This is a genomic window from Paenibacillus tabacirhizosphaerae (assembly GCF_040812395.1).
In the GTDB taxonomy this organism is placed as follows: domain Bacteria; phylum Bacillota; class Bacilli; order Paenibacillales; family NBRC-103111; genus Paenibacillus_E.
Genome location: NZ_JBFNXH010000006.1, coordinates 22,276 through 43,292 on the forward strand (window position 1 = coordinate 22,276; position 21,017 = coordinate 43,292).

At 46.3% G+C, this 21,017-nt stretch carries 18 protein-coding genes; 5 read left to right on the top strand and 13 right to left on the bottom strand.

Annotation, left to right across the window (positions count from 1 at the left end):
- Nucleotides 1-14: 14 nt before the first annotated feature.
- The 3 genes from ABRS97_RS12605 to ABRS97_RS12615 all read right to left on the bottom strand — a co-directional run bounded on the left by ABRS97_RS12605 (nucleotide 15) and on the right by ABRS97_RS12615 (nucleotide 3,345).
- Nucleotides 15-1,553, bottom strand: coding sequence for a spore germination protein (locus tag ABRS97_RS12605; RefSeq protein ID WP_367814329.1), 1,539 nt, complete (start codon nucleotides 1,551-1,553; stop codon nucleotides 15-17).
- Nucleotides 1,554-1,717: 164 nt separating this feature from the next.
- On the bottom strand, nucleotides 1,718-2,350 hold the full coding sequence (locus tag ABRS97_RS12610) for a DUF2238 domain-containing protein (protein ID WP_367814330.1): 633 nt from the start codon (nucleotides 2,348-2,350) through the stop codon (nucleotides 1,718-1,720).
- 152 nt (nucleotides 2,351-2,502) lie between these two features.
- Nucleotides 2,503-3,345, bottom strand: coding sequence for a helix-turn-helix transcriptional regulator (locus tag ABRS97_RS12615; RefSeq protein WP_367814332.1), 843 nt, complete (start codon nucleotides 3,343-3,345; stop codon nucleotides 2,503-2,505).
- Between the two features lie 133 nt (nucleotides 3,346-3,478).
- Here ABRS97_RS12615 and ABRS97_RS12620 point away from each other — a divergent pair, with 133 nt between their 5' ends.
- From ABRS97_RS12620 to ABRS97_RS12630, 3 genes are all read left to right on the top strand, one after another.
- Nucleotides 3,479-4,483 (top strand): Gfo/Idh/MocA family protein, encoded by a 1,005-nt coding sequence (locus ABRS97_RS12620; RefSeq protein ID WP_367814334.1) that lies wholly within the window; start codon nucleotides 3,479-3,481, stop codon nucleotides 4,481-4,483.
- Nucleotides 4,484-4,507: 24 nt separating this feature from the next.
- Entirely contained in the window at nucleotides 4,508-5,446 is a 939-nt protein-coding gene (locus tag ABRS97_RS12625) for an aldo/keto reductase (RefSeq protein WP_367814336.1), read from the top strand.
- A 211-nt stretch (nucleotides 5,447-5,657) separates the two neighbouring features.
- Complete coding sequence (locus tag ABRS97_RS12630) at nucleotides 5,658-6,413, top strand: DeoR/GlpR family DNA-binding transcription regulator (protein WP_367814337.1); 756 nt, start codon at nucleotides 5,658-5,660, stop codon at nucleotides 6,411-6,413.
- Nucleotides 6,414-6,484: 71 nt separating this feature from the next.
- Here ABRS97_RS12630 and ABRS97_RS12635 read toward each other — a convergent pair whose 3' ends face one another.
- Nucleotides 6,485-7,213, bottom strand: coding sequence for an SDR family NAD(P)-dependent oxidoreductase (locus ABRS97_RS12635; RefSeq protein WP_367814338.1), 729 nt, complete (start codon nucleotides 7,211-7,213; stop codon nucleotides 6,485-6,487).
- Between the two features lie 438 nt (nucleotides 7,214-7,651).
- On the opposite strand from ABRS97_RS12635, the gene ABRS97_RS12640 reads away from it, so the two are divergent.
- Complete coding sequence (locus tag ABRS97_RS12640; RefSeq protein WP_367814339.1) at nucleotides 7,652-8,629, top strand: ABC transporter substrate-binding protein; 978 nt, start codon at nucleotides 7,652-7,654, stop codon at nucleotides 8,627-8,629.
- Between the two features lie 157 nt (nucleotides 8,630-8,786).
- Here the strand turns inward: ABRS97_RS12640 and ABRS97_RS12645 are convergent, their stop codons facing one another.
- The 9 genes from ABRS97_RS12645 to ABRS97_RS12685 form a co-directional block, all read right to left on the bottom strand.
- Complete coding sequence (locus ABRS97_RS12645) at nucleotides 8,787-10,037, bottom strand: MFS transporter (RefSeq protein ID WP_483312509.1); 1,251 nt, start codon at nucleotides 10,035-10,037, stop codon at nucleotides 8,787-8,789.
- Nucleotides 10,038-10,232: 195 nt separating this feature from the next.
- Nucleotides 10,233-11,588 (bottom strand): extracellular solute-binding protein, encoded by a 1,356-nt coding sequence (locus ABRS97_RS12650; protein WP_367814340.1) that lies wholly within the window; start codon nucleotides 11,586-11,588, stop codon nucleotides 10,233-10,235.
- A complete protein-coding gene (locus ABRS97_RS12655) occupies nucleotides 11,585-13,192 on the bottom strand; it encodes a response regulator (RefSeq protein WP_367814341.1) in 1,608 nt (535 codons plus the stop codon). The genes ABRS97_RS12650 and ABRS97_RS12655 overlap by 4 nt, the downstream gene beginning before the upstream one ends.
- On the bottom strand, nucleotides 13,189-15,006 hold the full coding sequence (locus ABRS97_RS12660; protein WP_367814342.1) for a cache domain-containing sensor histidine kinase: 1,818 nt from the start codon (nucleotides 15,004-15,006) through the stop codon (nucleotides 13,189-13,191). Before ABRS97_RS12660 ends, ABRS97_RS12655 begins: the two co-directional genes overlap by 4 nt.
- A 132-nt stretch (nucleotides 15,007-15,138) precedes the next feature.
- Nucleotides 15,139-15,609 (bottom strand): OsmC family protein, encoded by a 471-nt coding sequence (locus tag ABRS97_RS12665; protein WP_367814344.1) that lies wholly within the window; start codon nucleotides 15,607-15,609, stop codon nucleotides 15,139-15,141.
- A gap of 162 nt (nucleotides 15,610-15,771) precedes the next feature.
- Nucleotides 15,772-17,490 (bottom strand): methyl-accepting chemotaxis protein, encoded by a 1,719-nt coding sequence (locus ABRS97_RS12670; protein ID WP_367814346.1) that lies wholly within the window; start codon nucleotides 17,488-17,490, stop codon nucleotides 15,772-15,774.
- A gap of 469 nt (nucleotides 17,491-17,959) precedes the next feature.
- Nucleotides 17,960-18,736, bottom strand: coding sequence for an AraC family transcriptional regulator (locus tag ABRS97_RS12675; RefSeq protein ID WP_367814348.1), 777 nt, complete (start codon nucleotides 18,734-18,736; stop codon nucleotides 17,960-17,962).
- 25 nt (nucleotides 18,737-18,761) lie between these two features.
- Complete coding sequence (locus tag ABRS97_RS12680) at nucleotides 18,762-19,337, bottom strand: LysE family translocator (RefSeq protein ID WP_367814350.1); 576 nt, start codon at nucleotides 19,335-19,337, stop codon at nucleotides 18,762-18,764.
- A gap of 202 nt (nucleotides 19,338-19,539) precedes the next feature.
- Entirely contained in the window at nucleotides 19,540-20,376 is an 837-nt protein-coding gene (locus tag ABRS97_RS12685) for an SDR family NAD(P)-dependent oxidoreductase (RefSeq protein ID WP_483312450.1), read from the bottom strand.
- 160 nt (nucleotides 20,377-20,536) lie between these two features.
- Here ABRS97_RS12685 and ABRS97_RS12690 point away from each other — a divergent pair, with 160 nt between their 5' ends.
- Nucleotides 20,537-20,980, top strand: a complete 444-nt coding sequence (locus ABRS97_RS12690) for a MerR family transcriptional regulator (RefSeq protein WP_367814354.1) — start codon at nucleotides 20,537-20,539, stop codon at nucleotides 20,978-20,980.
- Nucleotides 20,981-21,017: the final 37 nt, after the last annotated feature.

The following is a 21,017-nucleotide window of genomic DNA, read 5'->3' on the forward strand; positions in this document are numbered from 1 at the left end:
ATCGTGCATCCCCATTAATTCCCATCGCCTTTAGGACGATTCGAGCCTTTCCTGTCGGATTGAATCGCTCTTGCGCTTAAAGGACGCTTCACCATTTTCCATAGCGGCAAACGGACGAAAGTATCTTTCAAATCGGCAAACCGTACTGGTGCGAACGGAGAACTGTACGGCGTTCCAAGCGATTCAAGCGCAATCAGATGCCCGATCATCGTCATCATCCCGACAATAATGCCGACAAAGCCAAACATCGCGGCAGCGAGCATCATCGCGAAGCGAATGAGCCGGACGGCGGCGACAATGTCATAGTTAGGCAGGATGAAAGAAGCGATAGCGGTGAAAGCGACAACAATTACCATAATATTATTAATCAGCCCTGCCTGTACGATCGCTTGGCCAATGACGATGCCCCCGACAATGCCTACGGTTTGCCCGACCGGAGCAGGGAGCCGCACCCCTGCCTCCCGCATCATTTCAAGCGTAATCTCCATAATGACAGCTTCCACAAACGGCGGGAACGGCACGCGCCCTCGGAACTCCCCAATAGTGAGCAGCAACTTAATCGGGATAATCTCAAAGTGATAGGAAAGGACCGCGATATAGAACGCAGGCAAAAAAACGGCAACGAAAAACGCGAAATACCTTAGCAGCCTCATAAACGTAGCGATCGACCAGCGGATGCTGTAATCGTCAATGTTTTGAAAAAAAGAAGCAAAGGTCACCGGGGCAACCAACACACTCGGCGATCGGTCTACGACAACCACGAATCTTCCCTGCAAAATTTGCGAAGCGGCGGCATCCGGCCGTTCCGTCAAAATAAATTGCGGGAATGGAGAGAATGGATTGTCCTCGATATACTCCGCCAACTCGCCTGCGTTCATGAGGATATCGACATCTAATTGCTGAATCCGGTCTTTCAGCTCTTGCAGTACATCCGGATGCGCAACATCGGCCAGATAGAGAATAGATACGAGGGACTGCCCTCTTGCACCAACTACTAGTTCTATTATTTTCAGTTCACGGTTGGGAATATAGCGACGGATTAAGGCGATATTCTGAGTGCCGGTTTCAACAAATCCTTGATGCGCTCCCTTTAAAGAAACCTCAAGCTGCGAGTCTTCAATCGCCCTCTGCGGCCAACCTTGCGTTCCTAAGGCATAAGCTTCCTTGCTTCCATCGACTAGCAGAACGCTGCTGCCTTGAAAAAAAGCAGACTCGATATGCGACCATGTATGCAGCTTATTGACTTGTCCAACCATTAAGGTGAGTTCGCCGCCAGCGCTCACACTTCCCAGCTCATATTGAAGCGGACGAAGCACGTTGTTATTAATCGCGTTTTTATCGGTAAGTCCATTTAGATAGATAAGCGCTGCCTGATCCCCTGTCTGTTTAATTGTAAATTGCCGCACAATAAGATCAGGAGCCTGGGTGAATGTAGTATGTGCGTATTGTATATTTTCCGGCAATGATGTACTTATAAGGTCGTTAGGCCTCGGATTGTATTGTTCTTTGGGCGAATGGTACTTCTTCCTGCCAAACCAGCTAGAAAATTGCATCGGTCGTCTCCACATTCATCCATATAGTTCCTTTTATTATCTGATGCAATGGAATTTTTATGCATGGATAGAACCGTATACGTCCCACGCCACAGACAAAGAGACCGTACCTAAGCTCAAACAGCTTTGGATACGGTCTTTAGTGATCATAATTTAAAATCGACTCATTTTCTAATTTTTTTATAAATCCAGATTCTTTTGCATACGGCATTCACCACCATGGCTAGAACCGCCCCATAAAGCGCAAGTTCCATATCATGATGAGAATCCCAAGGGTCACCCTGTATCCCCAGAAACATCGTTCCGATCTCAGGCGCAACGATATGTGCTACCCACATTTCGATCAGCTCATATAATGCGCCCGTAGCCAATACGATCGTGCACGTAATCACATACAGCCATTTCGACCCTAACGCGGTCCAAGCGCGCATGACCTCACGAATCGGATACGCCAAGAGCAATCCATAGCCGAAATGAACCAACCGGTCATAATTGTCACGCTCCGTATGAAAAATCTGCTTTAACCAGATATCAACAACATTCTCATTGTACGAATAATGAGCCCCAACTGTATGTAAAAGCAAAAATATTGCAATAAGCGCGTACGACAAGTTGCAAAAGGCAAAATGATAATAGGTGCTGACAAGCGCGATCAATACCGCCCAAATCAACAAATTTTCCAACACCCAATCGAATCTGCTGTAAGGTGCAATCGCCAGCCAGATCCACAAACCTGCATACACAACAATGATTAGATGCAGCAGCCAGTTTTTCGCAAAAGGAATTTTGGTGTTCATATCCAGCCCCCTTATTTTCTCTATAAGGTAGGTTACCTCATTAACCCAATTTCTAGAAGTACTAACTTTTTGTAGTACCCTTGCTCCTGCGAGTTATCGTAAAGCAGGTTCGGTTTGCTGCATGAATAGAACCTATTCATATATCCGTCACATCAGGACAAGCCCTTGACATACAAGCTTCGAAATTCGCTCGGCGTCATGCCTTCATGATCATGAAAGCGCTGGTTGAAATAGCTTGCGCTGGCATAGCCCGCTTCTTTCGCAATGTCTTTGATATGCCACTCTTCTTTCTCAATGAGCCGCTGCTTGGCAAACTGAATACGACACAGCGTGATAAACGAGAGCGGCGTCATCGACATCGCTTTGCGAAACAATTTGCAGAAATAGTGGGGCGTAACGCCAGCCAGTTCAGCCCATTCCTCCAGCGCGAATGGTTCGCAAGCCTTCTGCTGCATAGAAGGAAGCAGGGCAAGTATGCGATCTATCGACTCCATCCCCCTGTTACTCGTTAAGGGCGCCGCATAGCTCATAAATTCGCTTAAAATCATATAAGTCAGCGTCGACAGCTTCGTCGTGCGGAGAATATGATTCGCTTCCGCTTCTACTAACAGCTCATGAAAGGCTTCCTCTAATTCACTCCATCGTTTGAGCGACCACAAATTACGCAGAAATCCCTTCTCCAGCAAGAACTCTTTCAGATGATCGCCATAGAAATGAACCCACCGCACATTCCAAGGGTCATCTTTACTGCTGTAATATTTCTGCCTTTGATATGGAAAATATAAGAAGGCATCGCCTTTTTGCAGCAGGTGCTGGGTGCCGTCCAGCTCGACATAGCCTTTGCCGGAAATAATAAAATGCAAGCTATAGCTCGTCCAAACCCCCTCCGCCCGGTCAACGCCATGATGCGGCGTTTGGTTGTACCAGCCGACGGATTCCGGAAAAATAAAATAGGATGACTGCTGCAGTGTAGGCAGCATGACATGTCTGTACATCACGCTCTCCCCCTCTTCCAAAATGACAATATTACGATATCAGATACAAAATATTATCATATTCATTTTAAATAACTGGTTTTATAATGACAATATAACGTTATAAATTAAGTATACAGGGGAGTTGATCGAAATGACAAAGCTTCGTTGGGGAATTCTAGGTTGTGCGGGAATTGCAATTCGAGCTTGCATTCCAGGCATACAAAATTCAGAAACTGGCATCGTGGCTGCTATCGCCAGCCGTAACCTGCAGAAATCGCAAGAAACCGCAGCCGATCTTAATATCCCTACAGCCTACGGCAGCTATGAAGAGTTGATTGCCGACCCAAATATTGATGCTGTCTATATACCGCTGCCTAATCACTTACATAAAGAATGGACCATTCGCGCTGCACAAGCAGGAAAGCACGTACTCTGTGAAAAACCGGCGGCTCTCAACACCGCTGAAGTCGAAGACATGGTTGCTGCTTGTGAACAAGCCGGCGTCCTGTTTGCTGAAGCCTTCATGTACCGTCATCACCCGCGTTATGAGCGTGTCCAGGAAATCATCCAATCTGGAGAAATCGGCGACATTCGCGGCATTCACGGGGTATTTACCTTTAACAATCCAGACGACTCCACAAACGTGCGCTTTGTCAAAGCATGGGGCGGCGGTTCTGCCTACGATGTAGGCGTTTATCCCATCAGCGCTGCACGCATGCTCTTAGGTCGCGAGCCGGAAGCCGTAACAACGCACGCTCTGTTCTCTCCCGAGCATGATGATGTCGATATGATGATGTCCGGACTTATTGAGTTCAGTGGCAGTGTCGCGCTGACCTTCGATTGCGGCATGTGGGCTGATTTCCGCAACACTATAGAAGTGCTGGGAACGCTTGGAAGGATTGAAGTCCCTTCCGCATTCATTACGCCAACTGAAGAGAGCGGCCATTTCATGGTCTCGACAGCGGCAGGACGCCGGGAAGAAAAAGCTCCTTTCCTGAATCAATACACCCTGCAAGCCGATGACATCGCTTACGCGGCATGGGGAAAGAAACCGCTGCATTTCGCTCCGCAGGATGCCGTCAGCAACATGAAAGTGATCGATGCTTGCTTGCAATCAGCGCGGGAACGCGCCCGAATCGTTCTCAATCACCAATAAGTGCAAGAATGGAGATGACTACACATGAAGCATATCCAAATTAGAGGGCTAGACAAGCCAGTCTCCCAACTGATCATGGGCTCCGATTTCTTCAGGCTCGATAATGGTCAAGAAGTCAGTGATATTCTCGGTCACTACCTATCCATTGGCGGGAATACGATTGATTCTGCGTTCATCTATTCTGGCGGCCAAAGTGAACAAGCCATCGGTATTTGGCTGGAACAGACGGGCAATCGCGAAGCGCTGAACCTATTCACCAAGGGCGCACACCACGATGATCAAGGTCCGCGGGTCAATCGTGACGCGATCCGAAGCGATTTGCACACGAGCCTGGAGCGTCTTCGCACCGACTACGTCGATCTTTATGCGCTTCACCGGGATGATCCCGCCGTCCCTGTAGGGGCTATCGTGGAAGCGCTTAATGAGCAAGTCGAGGCTGGAACGATCCGCACCTTCGGCGGCTCGAACTGGACGCACGCACGCATTCAAGAAGCCAATGACTACGCGCAGCAGCACGGACTGATCGGCTTCAGCTTCTCTAGTCCCAACCTCAGCTTAGCCAAGGTAAATGAACCGTTCTGGGCAGGCTGCGTTTCGGCCGACGAGCGCGATCTAGAATGGCATGAAGCGAAGCAGCTTCCGCTGCTTTCGTGGTCAGCCCAGGCGAGAGGCTTTTTTAGCGGTCGCTATACGCCGGATAACCAGGAGAATCCAGACCTGGTTCGCGTGTTCTACAACGATGGCAACTGGACGCGCCTGCGCCGTGCCGAAGAGCTAGCCTCACAGAAAGACGTAACCGCCATCCAGATTGCGCTCGCCTATGTGCTGAACCAGTCTTTCCCGACCGGCGCGCTCATTGGCCCCCGCAGCGAAGCGGAGATGAAGTCTTGCTATGAAGGCGCACAGCTCAAGCTGTCGCCACAGGAAATTGCTTGGCTCGACCTGACTGAGTCAGCAGTATAAATGAACGCCCCAGCAACGAAACGGCTGGGGCGTTTTTATGTCTCGTATGACGTTCTGCGATTGCGTTTCATGGATAGACGTTGCTTCATAGGCATGATAAGATACGAATAAGCGTACTCAAGCTCTGAAATTCAGCTTTCTTAACAATGGAAGGCTCTCAATATATGCTAACGATGCCCGCTTTCCTGACGGAAAGCCCATAGGAGGAGCCATGGGAAAGACAGACATTCGCCGAGATGCGATTATGCACGTTATCAAAGATAAAGGTTCGATTGCATTAACAGACATCGTACAGCAATTTGCCGTATCCGAGGCGACTGCACGGCGAGACCTCGAAATTCTTGAGCAAGAAAAACGCTGCATTCGTACGTTCGGCGGTGCTGTACTGGAGAGCTTGAAGGTTGAAGTCCCTTTTTTCAACAAAATGGACCTGTACACCGAGGAGAAAAAAGAAATCGCCGACAAAGCGCTGCGCTATATCGAAGATGGCGATATTATCGGTTTAACCGGCGGCACGACAACCACCTTCATTGCCAAGAAGCTGAATCAGTTCAAAAACTTAACGGTCATCACCAACGCGGTTAACATCGCTTATGAATTGATCGGCACGCCTGGCCTTCAGCTGATTGTAACGGGCGGCGTCATTCGCACCCAAACCTTCGAGCTATCAGGACCGCTCGCCAACGCTACGCTCGAAAACCTAAGTATTCGCAAAACCTTCATGGGCGTGGACGGCGTTTCTCTGTCGCGCGGCATGATGATCTATAATGAGCTTGAAGCAGAGACGAATCGCTGCATGATGAAACGCTCCATGGAAACGTACCTCGTTGCCGATCATTCCAAATTCAGCCGCAGCTCGCTATTCGTTATTGGCGAAGTGCAGGAAACCGCTGGCATTATTAGCGATTCATCCATTACGCCGGAAATGACCCACGCTTTCAAAGAGGCCGGAGCGCCATTCTTGTAATATCGCAACAACCAAAAAAACTCAATTCCAGCAGGCGGAAGCCAGCTGAAATTGAGTTTTTTGCATCCCACTTAAAACATAATCATACCGCCTGTTATATTAATGGCTTGGCCTGTCATATAGCGAGCAGCCGGAGATGACAGGAAATAGGCAACGTCTGCCACCTCATCAGGTCGGCCGAGCCTCCCTAACGGTGTTTTCTCCAGCCAATGATCGGCAGACTTCGGCGCGTCCTTCCCCATATCCGTCTGAATAATCCCAGGGCACAGGCTGTTAACCCGAATGTTGTGCGGGCCAAACTCCATAGCCATGATCTTCGTGAGCTCGATAACAGCTGCTTTACTGGCGCAATAGGCCGATTCAAGCGGACCCCCCAGCTTGCCGCCCATGGATGCCATATTGATGATGTTCCCTGCACTGCGGTTTATCATTTCGCGCACAATGGGCTGCGTGATCAAATACATCCCTTTCACATTGACATTGAAAGTAGCGTCGAAATCTTCCTCCGTCGTATCTAAGAAAGACCGCCACTTTAGAATCCCGGCATTATTGACTAGCACGTCGACAAATCCGAATTCGTCCAGTACTTGAGCTATAACCCGATCAACATTCGATTTGTTGGAAATATCACACGAAAAATAGCCCCCATTACTGTCAGAGATAAGCGTTAAAGCAGCATCGCTCGGCTTCTCAGGCAAATCAAGGATGATCACCCGATCTCCTTCAGATCTAAACCTATTTCCTATCGCAAGTCCTATGCCTCGATTGCCGCCAGTAACTAAAACAGTTCTTTTGTCCATTCCAGCCATTTCCCCTTCCATGCTCTAAGTTTGCACCAAACTTTAGCACAAAGGATTCCTCGCATCAATGATGTCAGGTAACATTTCGTATTCATACACAAAAATTAGAATATTCATTGTTTTCAATGCTCATTATGTCAATTTTTGCGTTAATATGATTGACTCCAGAAAAAAAAGTGAGCTATCATATGACCAATGACACAGTCATGTAATATAAAATGACATTAATTTAACATATTTTTTAGATCAACTCCAATAGCCACTTCTCCCTAACTCCCAACTTTCGCAACTCGTACCCTAAGGATGGCCATGCATCTGTTGCTATCAGCTTCGATGCTTTTCGTTATAGGTCAAACAAACACAGAAAGGAGCGCTTTTTCTTAGCAAGTCCTGAGTATAGTACGAACAGAAGGGTTTACAATCGGAGGAGGAAGAGACATGCGAAAATGGATTACTTTTGTTAGCTTACTTGTTTTAACATCTGCCCTATTGACCGCTTGTGGTTCCAGCAATTCAAACAAACCTCTGACCAAGGTCTCCCAAATCGTGGGCTGGACTCCCCAGCCTGAGAGCGGAGGCCAATACGCTGCTTTGATGAAAGGCTTCTATCAAGAGGCAGGACTGGATATGACGATCGAGCCTGGCGGGCCGCAAATTACGCCAAGCCAATTGGTTGCATCCGGGAAGATACCATTCGGGATGGCGAAGGGGGACGATTTGCTGCTTGCCAGACAGGAAGGCCTTCCACTGGTCGCCATTGCGGGTATCTTTCAGAAAACACCGCAGGCTCTCATGTTCCACAAAGGCGAGCCGATCAAGGATTTCAAAGATCTAAACGGGCGCAAAGTATATACTTCTCCAGGAGTCGTATATTGGGAATACATCAAAAAGGCCTACAAACTGGACAAAGTCGAAGATTTGGTCTATAACGGTCAATTAGCTACTTTCAGCGCAGACAAAACGTCCGTCAGCCAAGTGTTCGGGACTAACGAACCTTTCTACGTGAAACAGCAAGGCGTCGATATCGATCTGCTGTGGGTCGCCGATTCCGGATACTCGCCATACGATAATATTTTGATAACGACAGAGCAATATATCAAAGATCATCCAGACATTGTCAAGGCCTATGTAGAAGCTTCAATCAAGGGTTGGAACTACTATAAGGATAACTACGAAGAAGTGAACCCTTTTATTAAAGAAAAAAATAAAGAGCTCAATACAGAGGCCATGGCTTATGCTTCCAAAACGATGAAGGATCTCGTTTACGGCGGCGACGCGGCAACCAAAGGGGTTGGCTACATGTCAACCGAGCGCTGGGAAGCATTGATGAAACAAATGATTGACCTGAAAACGCTCAAACAAGAACAAGATCTCTCTAAAGTGTTCACAACCAAGTATTTGCCAGCACCTAAATAAAAAAAGCAGCTCTTGGATGGCAAATATATAAAATCGTATTCGCCCAAAAACAAGCACCCCTCAGCATGCATCGGATGAACCAAAAGGTTGTTCCAATGCCGTTCTGAGGGGTGCGCTTCAAATTACTATTGAATTCTTATTTTAGATAACTAGGGGATCATTGTACTTCTTTCTGAACCTGCCCTTTATTTTTCAGCGTAGGCAGCATAATGAGAACGCCGATAACGAACAAGGCAGCCGAAGTCAGATAAATAGCTTCCAGCGGGAACGACGCTTTGATCGTACCTGCCAAACTCATCGTGATAACCATTGCTCCCATAAACAATGGCGTTAAAATACCATTCACCCTGCCAACGAAGGCTTCCTCCGTATTGCCAAGGATCATCGTGCTGATCCCAATCTGAATGGCAGGCATCACGAGTCCAGAGAAAAATTGAGCAATAAGTGCTAACCACAGCAAGTGCGTCGAGCCCATAACGGCGATCGTTACAATATTGACGGCCATCCCTAAAGTCAACATGACCTGCGGCGACATTTTTTTGGCGAAGCCCATGGCCAAGCCACCCCCGACGATCATGGCGACCCCGTTCGTGGCCATGAACCATTGCAGATTTTCCTTAGGCAAGCTCAAATTCTCCGTCACAATGTAAAGTCCAAGCGGACTAATCAAACCTAAAGCCAGACCGGCAACCGCGAAGCAGGCACCTAACGTCACGAGCATTCTGTTCTTAAGCACGTACCGGAATCCTTGGCCCATCTCAGCGAAAATATGGGTGGATTGTTCTTGCTTCGCCGTATCCTCTTTGCGATCCGAGGGAAGGAACGTCAAAACGCCCGCCGATAAAAGGAAGCACATTCCCATAATTCCGATTGCCACTTTAATGCCGTAGTGGAAATATACGAATGTTCCCATAATAGGACCAAAAATCATAAAAATAGCCATCATTGACTGAAACATCGACATCCCTAGCTGCATTTGCGACTCATGGACGTGAACTTTAAATAATTTCATCCCTGATGGCTGCGAGAATTGTGAAAGAATAGAAGAAACCAACGTCACAAAAAATATCGCTTTCCACGAGCCATAATAAAGCGTGAGCATGACCGCAAAAACGGAAACAGCACTAAGAATATCACACCAAACCATCGTGAGCTTCGGTTTCCAGCGGTCGGCGAACGCTCCGCCAATAAATGAAAATAAAAATATCGGACCAAATTCGGCGACCGAAATCATTGAAAGCGAATATGGATCGTTGTTGGTCATATCCGTGACATAGAGCAGAATTGCTGAGTTCCTGATCCAAATTCCCATTTGAAGGAACAAACCGCTCAATAAAATCGACTGCACAAAACGGTTCGCGAAAAAATCTCGCATCGATGGCGGTACGGTTGTTGCAGATTGTGACAAACAAACACCCCTTTTACATATATATGGCCTACTCCCCCACCTGCTCTTAACGAAATAAAACGCATAAAGGTTTCATTAGCCTATCTAAATGTAACGAATGGGGTTTAGTTCGTCAAATGCAATTCGTCATATGACTAGTCACATCTAGCAAAGGTGACGACACCTTGCGCCGTTCCAACAAGCTCATAAATAGGCTTACTTCGTATGCGCCTCTTCTTTATTTGAAGCATCCTGCTGCTTCTGAATGTCTGCCATTAATGCTTCCGGTGTGATGCGGCCGCCAATCAGCTCCTGCATGCCGTGCTCCAGCTTTTCTCTGACTTTGGTTTGGATGCGAGCGTCAAAAGCAGGGAACGTCCCCTTAGCGCCTGAAGATACATTCAAAATCTCGGTAATCGCTGGATTGACATTCCCCACATCCCGCAGCTTCATTGCCGGAGGCATGCCTTCTTCAAGCAGCTGTCGTTTTTGCATCGGTTCATTGTACATTTGCTTAATGAATTCTTTGATCGCAACTAGCTGCGCATCGCTCACCTTTTTGGAAAAGCCATAGGCGTTGGACCAGCCTCCATTGATATACCCGTCGCCAGGACCGCCCATTGCCGGGAAATTAATGAAACCTACATCGTTCACAATCGACGATTTCTCTGGATCGAGCAGCGGCGTATTCGCCCAACTGCCGTCGAACATGAAAGCAGCTTCGCCGCTGCTGAATTGATTCTGCTGTTCCGCATAAGCTAGGGCCAAGCTGCCATCCTGGAAGTAGCCCTTTTTTACCAGCGTATCGTACTTGGTAAAAGCTTCGACCACGTCCGGATCGGTCCAGTGCTTGCTCCCGTCAAGGATGCCCTCGATGGCATCTACCCCGGCCGTACGCACCCACATCGTATTGATCATCATATTAATGACCCAGGAATCTCTGGCGGCCATCGCAAAAGGCGTTATTTTTCGGGCTTTCAACGTCTCTGCCGCTGCGAGCAGTTCGTCCCAGGTTTGCGGCGGTTTTACGCCGTTCGCCGCCAAAATCTTTTTATTGTAATATAACCCTTCCACATAGCCGGCCATAGGGATGCCGTAAATTTTACCATTAACTGTAAATTCATTTAAGCTATTGAACTTGTCGATCAGCCCCAGCTCGTTCAAAATCGGTGTCAATTCCAGCAGACGATCCGCTTTCACATAGTCCCTCGTATCGGTCCCACCGAACAAATCGAATATTTCCGGCGGATTGCCTGCGGCCATTTCTGCGCGAAGCTTCTCGAACCGGTTGACCTTGTCTTCTACGCCGTCCAGCGTAATCGTCAGACCAGGCACCTTCGCTTCGGTGGCTTTAACAGCCTCTTGCAGCATCGCGAAACGCTTCTTCTGCGTATCCTTTACTTGCGTATGGCGAATCGTTAAGGCAATCGGTTCCACCTTGGCGTTCGCCGAACTGCCGGAAGCTGCCGCCGCAGTCGAATCATTCTCCTTGCTATCGGACGTTCCGCAAGCGGATAGCAGGAACGTAGAAGCAAGCGCAGCCGCTGCGAATATCAACGTTCTTTTTCTCATTGTCCATGAGCTCCTTCCCGTCTCTTATCGCGGAACTCGGAGGGGATTTCCCCCGTAAATTTTTGAAACACCTTCGTAAAATAACGTCGCTCCGTATAGCCGACCGCTTTGCCAACATCAGAAATGCTTTTATCGCTAAGCAACAGCATCGACTTCGCTAATTCCATCCGATGCTTCGTGATGTATTCAACGAAGGTTTCGCCAAAATGCTGTTTAAACAGCAAACTGAAATAGGAGCTGCTAATGCCCAGCGTACCCGCAATATCTTCGATGCCGAAGTCCACAGCGTAATGCTTACGGATATATTCCTTCGCTGCTGCCATCAGCAGCTCGCTGTTTTTCTTCTTATTTGTACTTTCCAGACCTAGAGATACAAGCTCCGCCATGAGCTGAAGCAAGTGCTGAATGCTCTCACACTTATCGAGCTGGCGCCATACCGCTTCTTCCTCATGGCTATCGATGCTGTTCATTTCGCGCAGTTCGCGCAGCAGATGAAGAATGAGGAAGTGCAGCATTTGATAGGCTCTGGCAAAAGAGCTGTTCGGCAGCCCCTCCAGCAGCACCTTCAATCGACCGAGGGCGTCCTCAGTTTTTGTCCGGCTCAGTTGTTTCAAGCCGGTAACCATATCCTCAACTAAATACCACAGAGAAATGTTGGCATCCACTGGTTCCTTCGGGTCCTTATAGCTGAGGACGGATTGCTGCTTGCCTAGACTGAGCTGCATAAGCCGCTGCAGGTTCTTGTAGACGTCCGAGAGCTGCCGAATGCCGACAGTCTCCGGGTAAAAGCCAACGATAGTCGCTAATTTGACAGTTCGCAGAACGTCCGCTTGGAGCTGCTCAGCCAACTGCTGCATGGAAAGGGCAGTGCGCTGAGCTTCCTTAGGCTCGCACTGAATGAGCAAACACCATTCTCCCTCACGCATTTGAAGCACTTTAAACTGCAAACTTTCGCCCTGAAGCGAATCTTGCAGCACATTTTTAACAGCAAAATTCCACAGCTTCCGTTCTTCCTCAGTCCACTGCAGCGACTTTTGCGAATATTCATCGACATCCACCATCGCAAATGCGTACGTAAGATTTTCCATGTCCATTTCATCGATTGGCAGAAGCGTGTTTGGCGTAATTTCCGTGTAATTCATGAGCACATCATATAAAATTTTCTCGTAGGCCAAGCTTCTCATTTTGCCCCATCGCTGCTCTTCCTCGCGTTTGCTCTGTTTTTTTGTGCGAATGCGCTCAGCCAGATTACGAATGGTTTGCTCCAATTCTTCATAATTAATTGGCTTCAGCATATAGTCGCTGACGCCAAATCTGATTAAAGCCCTGGCATATTCAAAATCTTGATAACCCGTAACCATAAGCACTACACAGCTTTCATTGATCTCGCGCAGCTTCTCCACGAACGTAATCCCGTCCATCTGGGGCATTCGGATATCACTCATGATGAGATCCGGATTATGTTTACCGGCAAGCTCCAACGCTTCAATGCCATTTTTCGCCGTGCCCACAATATCAATATCCAGCTCATCCCAAGGGATAACCACCTGTAAATTCCGCAAAATATTCGGTTCATCATCAGCTAGTATTGCCTTCAATCTCACAGGTGCACCTCCTTATTTTTCGGAATCACAATTTTCGTCGTTGTTCCATAACCTTCCATACTGCAAATAAATATGCCGTAATGAGCGCCATACTGAATACGAATGCGATCAGCTACATTGCTGACGCCAAGCCCTCTCCGCTCTTCATTTACATTTTCCATAATTTCATGGAAAGGTGTTTCAAGCTCCATTTTATAACGGAATTTGGCCAACTTTTCTTCACTAATGCCTATGCCATTATCCGTCACATAGATGCCAATGCGTTCATCTTCATCTGCAACACGAATCGAGATAAATCCCATATAATCGATCGGTTCAAAGCCATGCTGCAAGCAATTTTCAACTAATGGCTGAAGCGTCAGCTTCAAAATATAGAAATCCATCAACTCGAGCGGCGCCTCAATGTCGTAATGAAATTGATCTTCGAAACGATATTCTTGAATTTCCAAATAACTTTTCAAGTGCTCCAGCTCTTGCCTGAGTGTGATCTCCTCTTTGTTCTCCATTCCGATACGCAGCAGATTACCTAATCGGTATACCATTTGGCTGACTTTTTTCCCTTGGTTTTGAATCGCTAACACATTAATGGATTCCAGCGTATTAAATAAAAAATGAGGCTTAATCTGGGCTTGAAGCAGCATAAGCTCGGCTTTATTTTTTCGGTCCTGCTGCCGCTTGACCTCCTCCAGCAAATCTTCCACGCGTGCCACCAAGCTGTTAAAGCCCCTGGCAAGCGCTTGGGTTTCATCTTTGCCGCTGACATCGATTCGGGTCGACAGATCCCCGCGTTCCACTTTTTTCATGGAGGAAACAATGCGCAGAATAAACTGGATAATTCGTCTGATGAAGACCAGGTTATAAACCAGCGCAAAAAACAGGCAGACAAAGGTGATGCCCGCTACCCACTTCATAATGGTCTCCATTTCCCCCGCCACATAGCTCCATGAAGTAATGGACACAACACTCCAGTCCTGAACGCCCATCTGATTCAAATCCAAATGATACAAGGAAACGAGGCTCCGTTCATCTTGAAAATCAGCCTGAAAGCTCCGATTCGGTTTCGCCATATCTAATTTACCCGGCAGCAGCTGCAGAACATTAGACCCTTCCAGCTTTTGTTTATTGTCATAGAAAATTAACCCGCTTTTATTTACAAGCAAATAGCGTTTCGAGCTTTCTTCTTTCGTGTTATAAGAACGAAAAATTTGATCTAATTCATTAAATCGGTATCGGAGCAGCATGTAGCCGCGGTTGTCCATCGTCCAGAAATCTTTAACTAGACGCGCTTGATAAAATTCTCGATGACCGACCGGAAACTCCGGATACTCTGCCGGACCAATCCAAAGCGGGCTTCCATTTAAGCCCTGAATTTGCTTGAAAGCCGCGCTCCCCAACAGAGAAGTCCATGGCAACGCACTGCCGCTCGTCCGACCCGCATTGAACGATTTACCATGATTATTATAAATGACGACTGACTGGACGGGAGAATAAGTAAGAATCGAGCTGCGCAGCAAGGTATCGAATGTATTTAAATCGTAGGAAGAAAGCGTATTCTCATTCGGCCTGACCTCATCCATCGATCGATATATCCCTTGAATCCCTTCCTTCACCATCCAGAAATCAGAGAAATAGTTCGCTTCCTTAAACATGTAATATATATTGCGGGAAATCGCCTGAAGAGTCACCTCAGTCAAGTCTCCGTATTTCTTTTCGATGAGCTGTTGCGAGATCGTGTACACAGCGCTTCCTAACACGAATAAAGGAATAATAATGAAGGCAAGAAAACCAATATACACTTTCTTGTTTAAATTCATCTACAGGCACAGACTCCCCTCCAAATAGGATTAGGCACCCCTTTATGAACTGGCGCCTGCCTACATCTTTTTATTATAAATTAAGCTTAAATCCAGCTCCTAGGGAGAGGTTTCAATTCAAAAGGGATAAAATCATCTATCTTTATTCATCCCGTTTCCAAAAGCGTCAATAAACCTTATTTCAGGTTCCACTTCGACTTCCACATTGCCTCTCATCGCTTTAGAGATCATACAGGTTTGCTCTGCTCGATAGGCGCATTTTCTTATTTTATCCAATTGTTCGCCAGATGTATGAGCAGCAACAGAAATACATGGACGATGAATAACCTTATTCACTTTCATTGATGGCTTGCTGCTCACCAGTATCTCTGAACGAAGCTCAGCTTGCATAACGCCAAGTCTTTCCAGCAAAGCGCCTAGTGTTATTAAATAACAGGTAGCTGCGGCCCCCAACAGCATTTCCTCCGGATTCGTACCCACTCCCGGACCTCCAAGCGGCGAAGGTATTGAAATTGAAGAGGACATACTTCCTGATTGCATATACCCGACCCCATGGAGACCGCCTGACCATATAGCTTTTAACGTAAAAGAATGTTCGCTCATTTCATGGCCTCGTTTCTATGTCAAGCTCTTTTTGATTTATTGTAATTCAACGCGCATGGTAATACCAGAATGCAGAATGCTTTCTTTCTTACCTTTAAAAATAGAAAAAGATCGTTCTCCGCTTGTCTTTGCTAGCAAGCGGGAACGATCCTATTTTACGATTTAAACCTTAAATCGATTAATCAATTGTCTCAGCTCTCTGGACATGTCTTGCATGGACACAGCCGATGCCCGGACTTGGTCCATGGCGCCGAGCTGCATGCCGGACGATTCCGCAATCTCTTCGAACTGATGGGCGGAAAGCTGGGAAATGCGCTCCATCTCATCGACGGACGCAGCCACTTCTTCCGAACCCGAGGAAACTTCCTCCGAAGCGGCAGATACCTCCTGCAGCTGCCCGGTCATCTTCTGCAGGCCGCCCAGAATGGAGCCGAAAGCGCCGCCGGCTTCCCTAACCATGCCAAGGCCTGTTTGCGCCTCCTCCGAGCTCGCATCCACACTTGCAGACAGCTGCGCAGTCTGCTCCAGGATCGCCTCGATCAGCTCGGCGATCTGCCCTGAGGAAGCTTGCGACTGATTCGCAAGCTTCCTCACCTCATCGGCCACGACGGCGAAGCCGCGGCCGTTCTCTCCAGCACGCGCGGCTTCGATCGCCGCGTTCAAAGCCAGCAGATTCGTCTGCGACGCAATCTCCGCCATCATTGAAACAATCTCTCCGATTTCACCGGAGCGGCTTTCCAAATGATTCGTCGCCGCCACCATCTCCGTCGACGAGCGTACGATCGACTCCATCTGCCTAACGGCCATCACGATGGAGTCATGGCCTCGGTGCGCATCATCGGTTGTTTGCTGCGACACCTCGGCTACGATGGAGGATGACTCCGCAATGCGCTGCATGCCGGAGGTCATCTCTTCCATCGCTTTCGTCATCTCCGTTGCACGCATGACCTGTGTTTGAGCGCCCCGCGAAGCATTTTGAATATTCGCGGTTATCGCATTGCTGGCTGAAGCCGTGCTTGACGCATGGCTAGAGACACCTTCCGAGGCAATCTGCAATCGATCAGAACTATGCACCATTGCCTGAATAACCTCTCTGGTATCTGACACAAGCTGCTGGAAAGTCGCAGCGAGACGCCCGATTTCATCCTTGCGACTTATCTGAATCGTTACCGTCATATCCCCTTCTCGAACCTTGGCTACCTGCGAAGTAAGCTGTTTAAGCGGTTGCATTAAATACCTCGCCAACACAAACACGATGAATATACTGACGACTAAAATGCCAATCGCAATCATAATCATTGTTTTCCGCGAAGAATCCATCAGCGCGTATACAGCCGTTGCATCGAAGTCTGCTCCAATCACACCGATGACTTTGCCGTCTTTTCCCTTGAAGGGAAGGTACGCAGTTATCGTAGCTCCATACTCATCCTTGGTCAGCTCCCCGAGCGTAGAATGCTCTTTCTCAAAGGCTTCAATCATGCCCGGGTATTGATTCTCTTCCATTTTACCGAGCGGCGAGAAATCATCCCCCTTGGCATCTTTCGGTGCGCCATCGACGATATAAACGTAGGTGGCCTTGGCGTCTTTTTCAATTTTCGCCAAGGTATATAAATATTTCAACCCATTCGTCTCCCGAAGCTCGTTCAGCTGCGCTCTGAGCTTGCTGTAGTATTCCGTCTCGCCTGATTGGGGAGTCAGCTGAGAGTAAGCCTCCACCTCAATGATCTTCGCCGCGCGTTCAGCGACAGCCTTCGCTTGGAGTCCCATTGAATTTTCAATTAATTGGGTTGAAGCCTCATACATTGTAAATCCAAGAATTGTCCCCGCCAGCAATATCAGACCCGAAAAAAACATAACCATACGTCCAAGCAAACTGTTCAAACCGTAATGCCCCTCCCTGTTTTTACCATCCTATAGACAACATTCTACAAGAAACGATAATTTTTTCCTATCCTATTTTTTGTAGAACATACAAAAGGCCACTTTCATCCCCTCGGATAAAAGCAGCCTCTTACTATTGATATCTATGAATTTGCGTAATAACTTTGTGTTGGAATCAAAACAATGAAAGCCCTACCTCTCTTCCATCCTTGCGGCTCCAATGACCGCGCCAGTGCGAATTGCATTACAAACACCTGCTGCCGAAACACTAAAACGCCGCCTCGGGTTTACCATAAATGAGCTGAGTTTTCTGCGCATTGGGAGAAAAACAAACAAGGAAAGAGGGTTAAACTTTCGTCTCGCTAATCGTTCGTGTGGGGTAAATGAGGTTTGGTTTGAAGTGTTTATATGTTCCATTTCAATCAATTTCCATATTATAAACGTATCCTATGAAATTGTCAAATTGTAATTAGTTAAAATGTGACCTATATTCATATGCTGTTGTTCCATATACGCTTTTAAAGTGTTTATTTAAATGGGTTAAATCAACAAAACCACATTCAGCTACCGCTGAATAAATATCCCCTCTTTTTTCTATTAACTGTTTGGCATGTTCTATCTTGCAGTTAAGAAAGTATTGGTATGGTGAAATTCCTGTATGAGCCTTGAAGAATCTGATAAACTGAAACTTTGATAGATTTAGCTCTTTACATACCTCCTCAAGTTTAAGTACATTTTCTAAGTTGGCATGAAGTATATCCTTTGCCTTTCTAATTAGAGCGTTATCTTTTTTATCGTTTGTAGAAAGATTCGTTTGAATAAGGCTCTCTGTAAGTGATAAGAGTAATTCACTGCACAGAGCCTCCTCTTTTTCGCTTAATATGGCATGAGAAAGACTTCGTATTCTTTGTTCAAGTCTACTATCATACACAACCGGCGTTGAAAAACGTACGATATCCTTTTTCTCAATAACCTCTAAAAGCAATTGTGGCTCAATATATAACATAACATAATCAAGACTAGACTCATCGTTTGCCATTCCGTCATGGGCCTGTTCTGGATTAAAAAGCATAACGCCATTTTGATAGGATAGTTGTAGACTGCCATCCAAATTATACCGTTGAATACCACGCAATGTTACACCTATTGCATATTCCTTATGAGAGTGTTTTTTATACGTAAAATCAGTCATGCTTGCTGACAACGCAGTAATGCCTGCCGATTTTTTATAGATAAATTTGTCCACTTCAATCACCTCAAGATTTGCTTGCCTACATCCATATCATGATTGCAGCATAAACTAAAAATAATGCCATGATGACATTTACAACTTTTCTATGACGCTGTAAAAAACGCTTAAAGATCGCACCGAAAAGAACCCATATCATAAAGGCTAGAAATCCAATAGCTGAGATCGCCACAACACTTATTATCACCGTGGGCAGTGCCGTATAATAGGGCAAAATAAAGGTAGGTATTACAGTCATTGTAAATGTAACTACCTTTGGATTTAAAAACTGCATGAGAAAGCCTGAAATAAAAGTGCCCGTCCGTTTTACGGTTGGTTTTGATGTATCCATTTTATAGATTTGATAAGCTAGATAGAGCATATAAATGCTTCCGATGATCTGCATAACAATCAAAACTTTTGGGATTACTGTTATAAGCATTGAATTCAGTATAGCAGATATAGCAAGTAATGAACCAAAAGCAATCGTTGCTCCATATGTGTACTGCATTGCCCTTTTCGTCCCATGATTATTCACTGCGGATAGTATGTCGAGATTCGTCGGGCCTGGTGTAACCGTAACAATAAAACAGTATAATAAAAAAGATGTAATGTTCATGAGGAAGCTCCCTTCAGGATATTCTCATGTGACTATACATCTTTTTATTTGATAGCATATAGTATATTATTGCAGGATTATATTGCCCGTTTTCGTCGTCATGCCGGCTCAGACGAAAGGGTTGAATCAACTTCCGCGTCACCTGGTCCCCATGGCACAGCCATTTACAATACGGTTCACCCGTTGACTGAAACGGCAAGTTTCAGAGACTCTTAAACTCCTGCCTATAAATCGCATCAACTTGTTCTAACACACGGCGTCCTTGATCAATGAATTTCAACTTCGCAACTCTTCCTTTCATAAAAAAAACACCATTTAAACCGCCATGCTGACCCAGTGCTGCATCATAGAGCAAGGATGCTCCTTTAGTGGGAGCAGAAAAAAATAATTTCATAATAGGTTTTAGATAAAAGGGCAAGCCCGAACTGTTCCCTTTACGAATTGTGTTGTTCCCGCCTGGGTCCGCACTTCTTATTCTTATGCCGTCCGGCTCGACAAGTGGAGCAATTTCCTGAGTCCATAGCGACAGCGCAAGCTTTGTAGTTGCGTATGGTCCAAATAACTTTTTGAACGTACTCGGACGCTCTAATGTTTCCGGATTAAATGATTGGAGTGTGGTAAAAGCGTTAGTTGATGTGTTGACAACAGTTCTAAGAGATCCTTTATGCAACTGCTCCTTTAATTCCATAAAAATAATGTATGGAGCTACCGTCTGCAGCTCGAAATGCATCTCACGACCTTGTTTGGAGTAACTTAGTTCCGCTAAACTTCCACCAGCATTGTTGAATAATACATCGATTTTCGTCTCTGTAACTTTAATCGTATCCAGAGCCAGCTTCAGCTGCCCAAAGTTCGTCAAATCTGCTTTGTATTCCCGAAGCTTCCCTTCACGCATCGCGTGTTGGATAAATTCGTCATCAGCAGAGAAACTTGAACGGTTTAGTCCTATAACATGCCAATCCTCGGATAGCAATTTGCGAGTCAATTCAAGCCCTATTCCACTGCTTGCACCTGTAACGAGCGCTGTCAAATTATCCATTTCTGCTCCCTCCATATTTCATACAGTTTGGATTTTTCTCCATGAGTTCAGTCTACAAGTTGAAGTCGACTTCAAGTCAAGTATTGAATGGCAAGTATTGACTTGGAGTTTACTCCAAGTTATAAGATAATGTTTGTAAGGTTAAAGGAGGGTTGAAGCTATGGATGAAACATTAACATTTTCAATAAAGGAGACAGCCTCTCAAACTGGACTAACGGAGGCTACAATTCGTTACTACGAGAAAATTGGTCTGTTGCCTCGTGCGGAGAGGAAACAAAATAGTCATCGCGTGTATCGTTTGGTGGACGTGGAGACAATGAAGATGATTACTTGTTTTAAAAAAACAGGGATGTCCTTGGAAAGCATGAAGCCCTATCTTCAGCCTTCTCATAACGATGATTTTAGCGCACATCCAGAGCTAATCTCACTGATGGACGAGCACAAAAAAAAGATTAAAAATCAAATCGATTCCCTGCAACAAATTGTTGATTTTCTTGAGAGCAAAATAAAGCCGGGCGGTACACGTATAAATCACGAACCCTGTACACTAGCAGAGCCGGAGAAACGGTTGGGAAGACCACACCTAAATGATTCCATTAAATAAGTAACCATTAACTATTCATTAGCTGAAGTGATGGGGT

Coding starts and splice junctions, on each gene's coding strand:
- ABRS97_RS12605 (WP_367814329.1), bottom strand. CDS start 1,553: ATGCAATTTTCTAGCTGGTTTGGCAGGAAGAAGTACCATTCGCCCAAA.
- ABRS97_RS12610 (WP_367814330.1), bottom strand. CDS start 2,350: ATGAACACCAAAATTCCTTTTGCGAAAAACTGGCTGCTGCATCTAATC.
- ABRS97_RS12615 (WP_367814332.1), bottom strand. CDS start 3,345: ATGTACAGACATGTCATGCTGCCTACACTGCAGCAGTCATCCTATTTT.
- ABRS97_RS12620 (WP_367814334.1), top strand. CDS start 3,479: ATGACAAAGCTTCGTTGGGGAATTCTAGGTTGTGCGGGAATTGCAATT.
- ABRS97_RS12625 (WP_367814336.1), top strand. CDS start 4,508: ATGAAGCATATCCAAATTAGAGGGCTAGACAAGCCAGTCTCCCAACTG.
- ABRS97_RS12630 (WP_367814337.1), top strand. CDS start 5,658: ATGGGAAAGACAGACATTCGCCGAGATGCGATTATGCACGTTATCAAA.
- ABRS97_RS12635 (WP_367814338.1), bottom strand. CDS start 7,213: ATGGACAAAAGAACTGTTTTAGTTACTGGCGGCAATCGAGGCATAGGA.
- ABRS97_RS12640 (WP_367814339.1), top strand. CDS start 7,652: ATGCGAAAATGGATTACTTTTGTTAGCTTACTTGTTTTAACATCTGCC.
- ABRS97_RS12650 (WP_367814340.1), bottom strand. CDS start 11,588: ATGAGAAAAAGAACGTTGATATTCGCAGCGGCTGCGCTTGCTTCTACG.
- ABRS97_RS12660 (WP_367814342.1), bottom strand. CDS start 15,006: ATGAATTTAAACAAGAAAGTGTATATTGGTTTTCTTGCCTTCATTATT.
- ABRS97_RS12665 (WP_367814344.1), bottom strand. CDS start 15,609: ATGAGCGAACATTCTTTTACGTTAAAAGCTATATGGTCAGGCGGTCTC.
- ABRS97_RS12680 (WP_367814350.1), bottom strand. CDS start 19,337: ATGAACATTACATCTTTTTTATTATACTGTTTTATTGTTACGGTTACA.
- ABRS97_RS12685 (WP_483312450.1), bottom strand. CDS start 20,376: ATGGATAATTTGACAGCGCTCGTTACAGGTGCAAGCAGTGGAATAGGG.
- ABRS97_RS12690 (WP_367814354.1), top strand. CDS start 20,537: ATGGATGAAACATTAACATTTTCAATAAAGGAGACAGCCTCTCAAACT.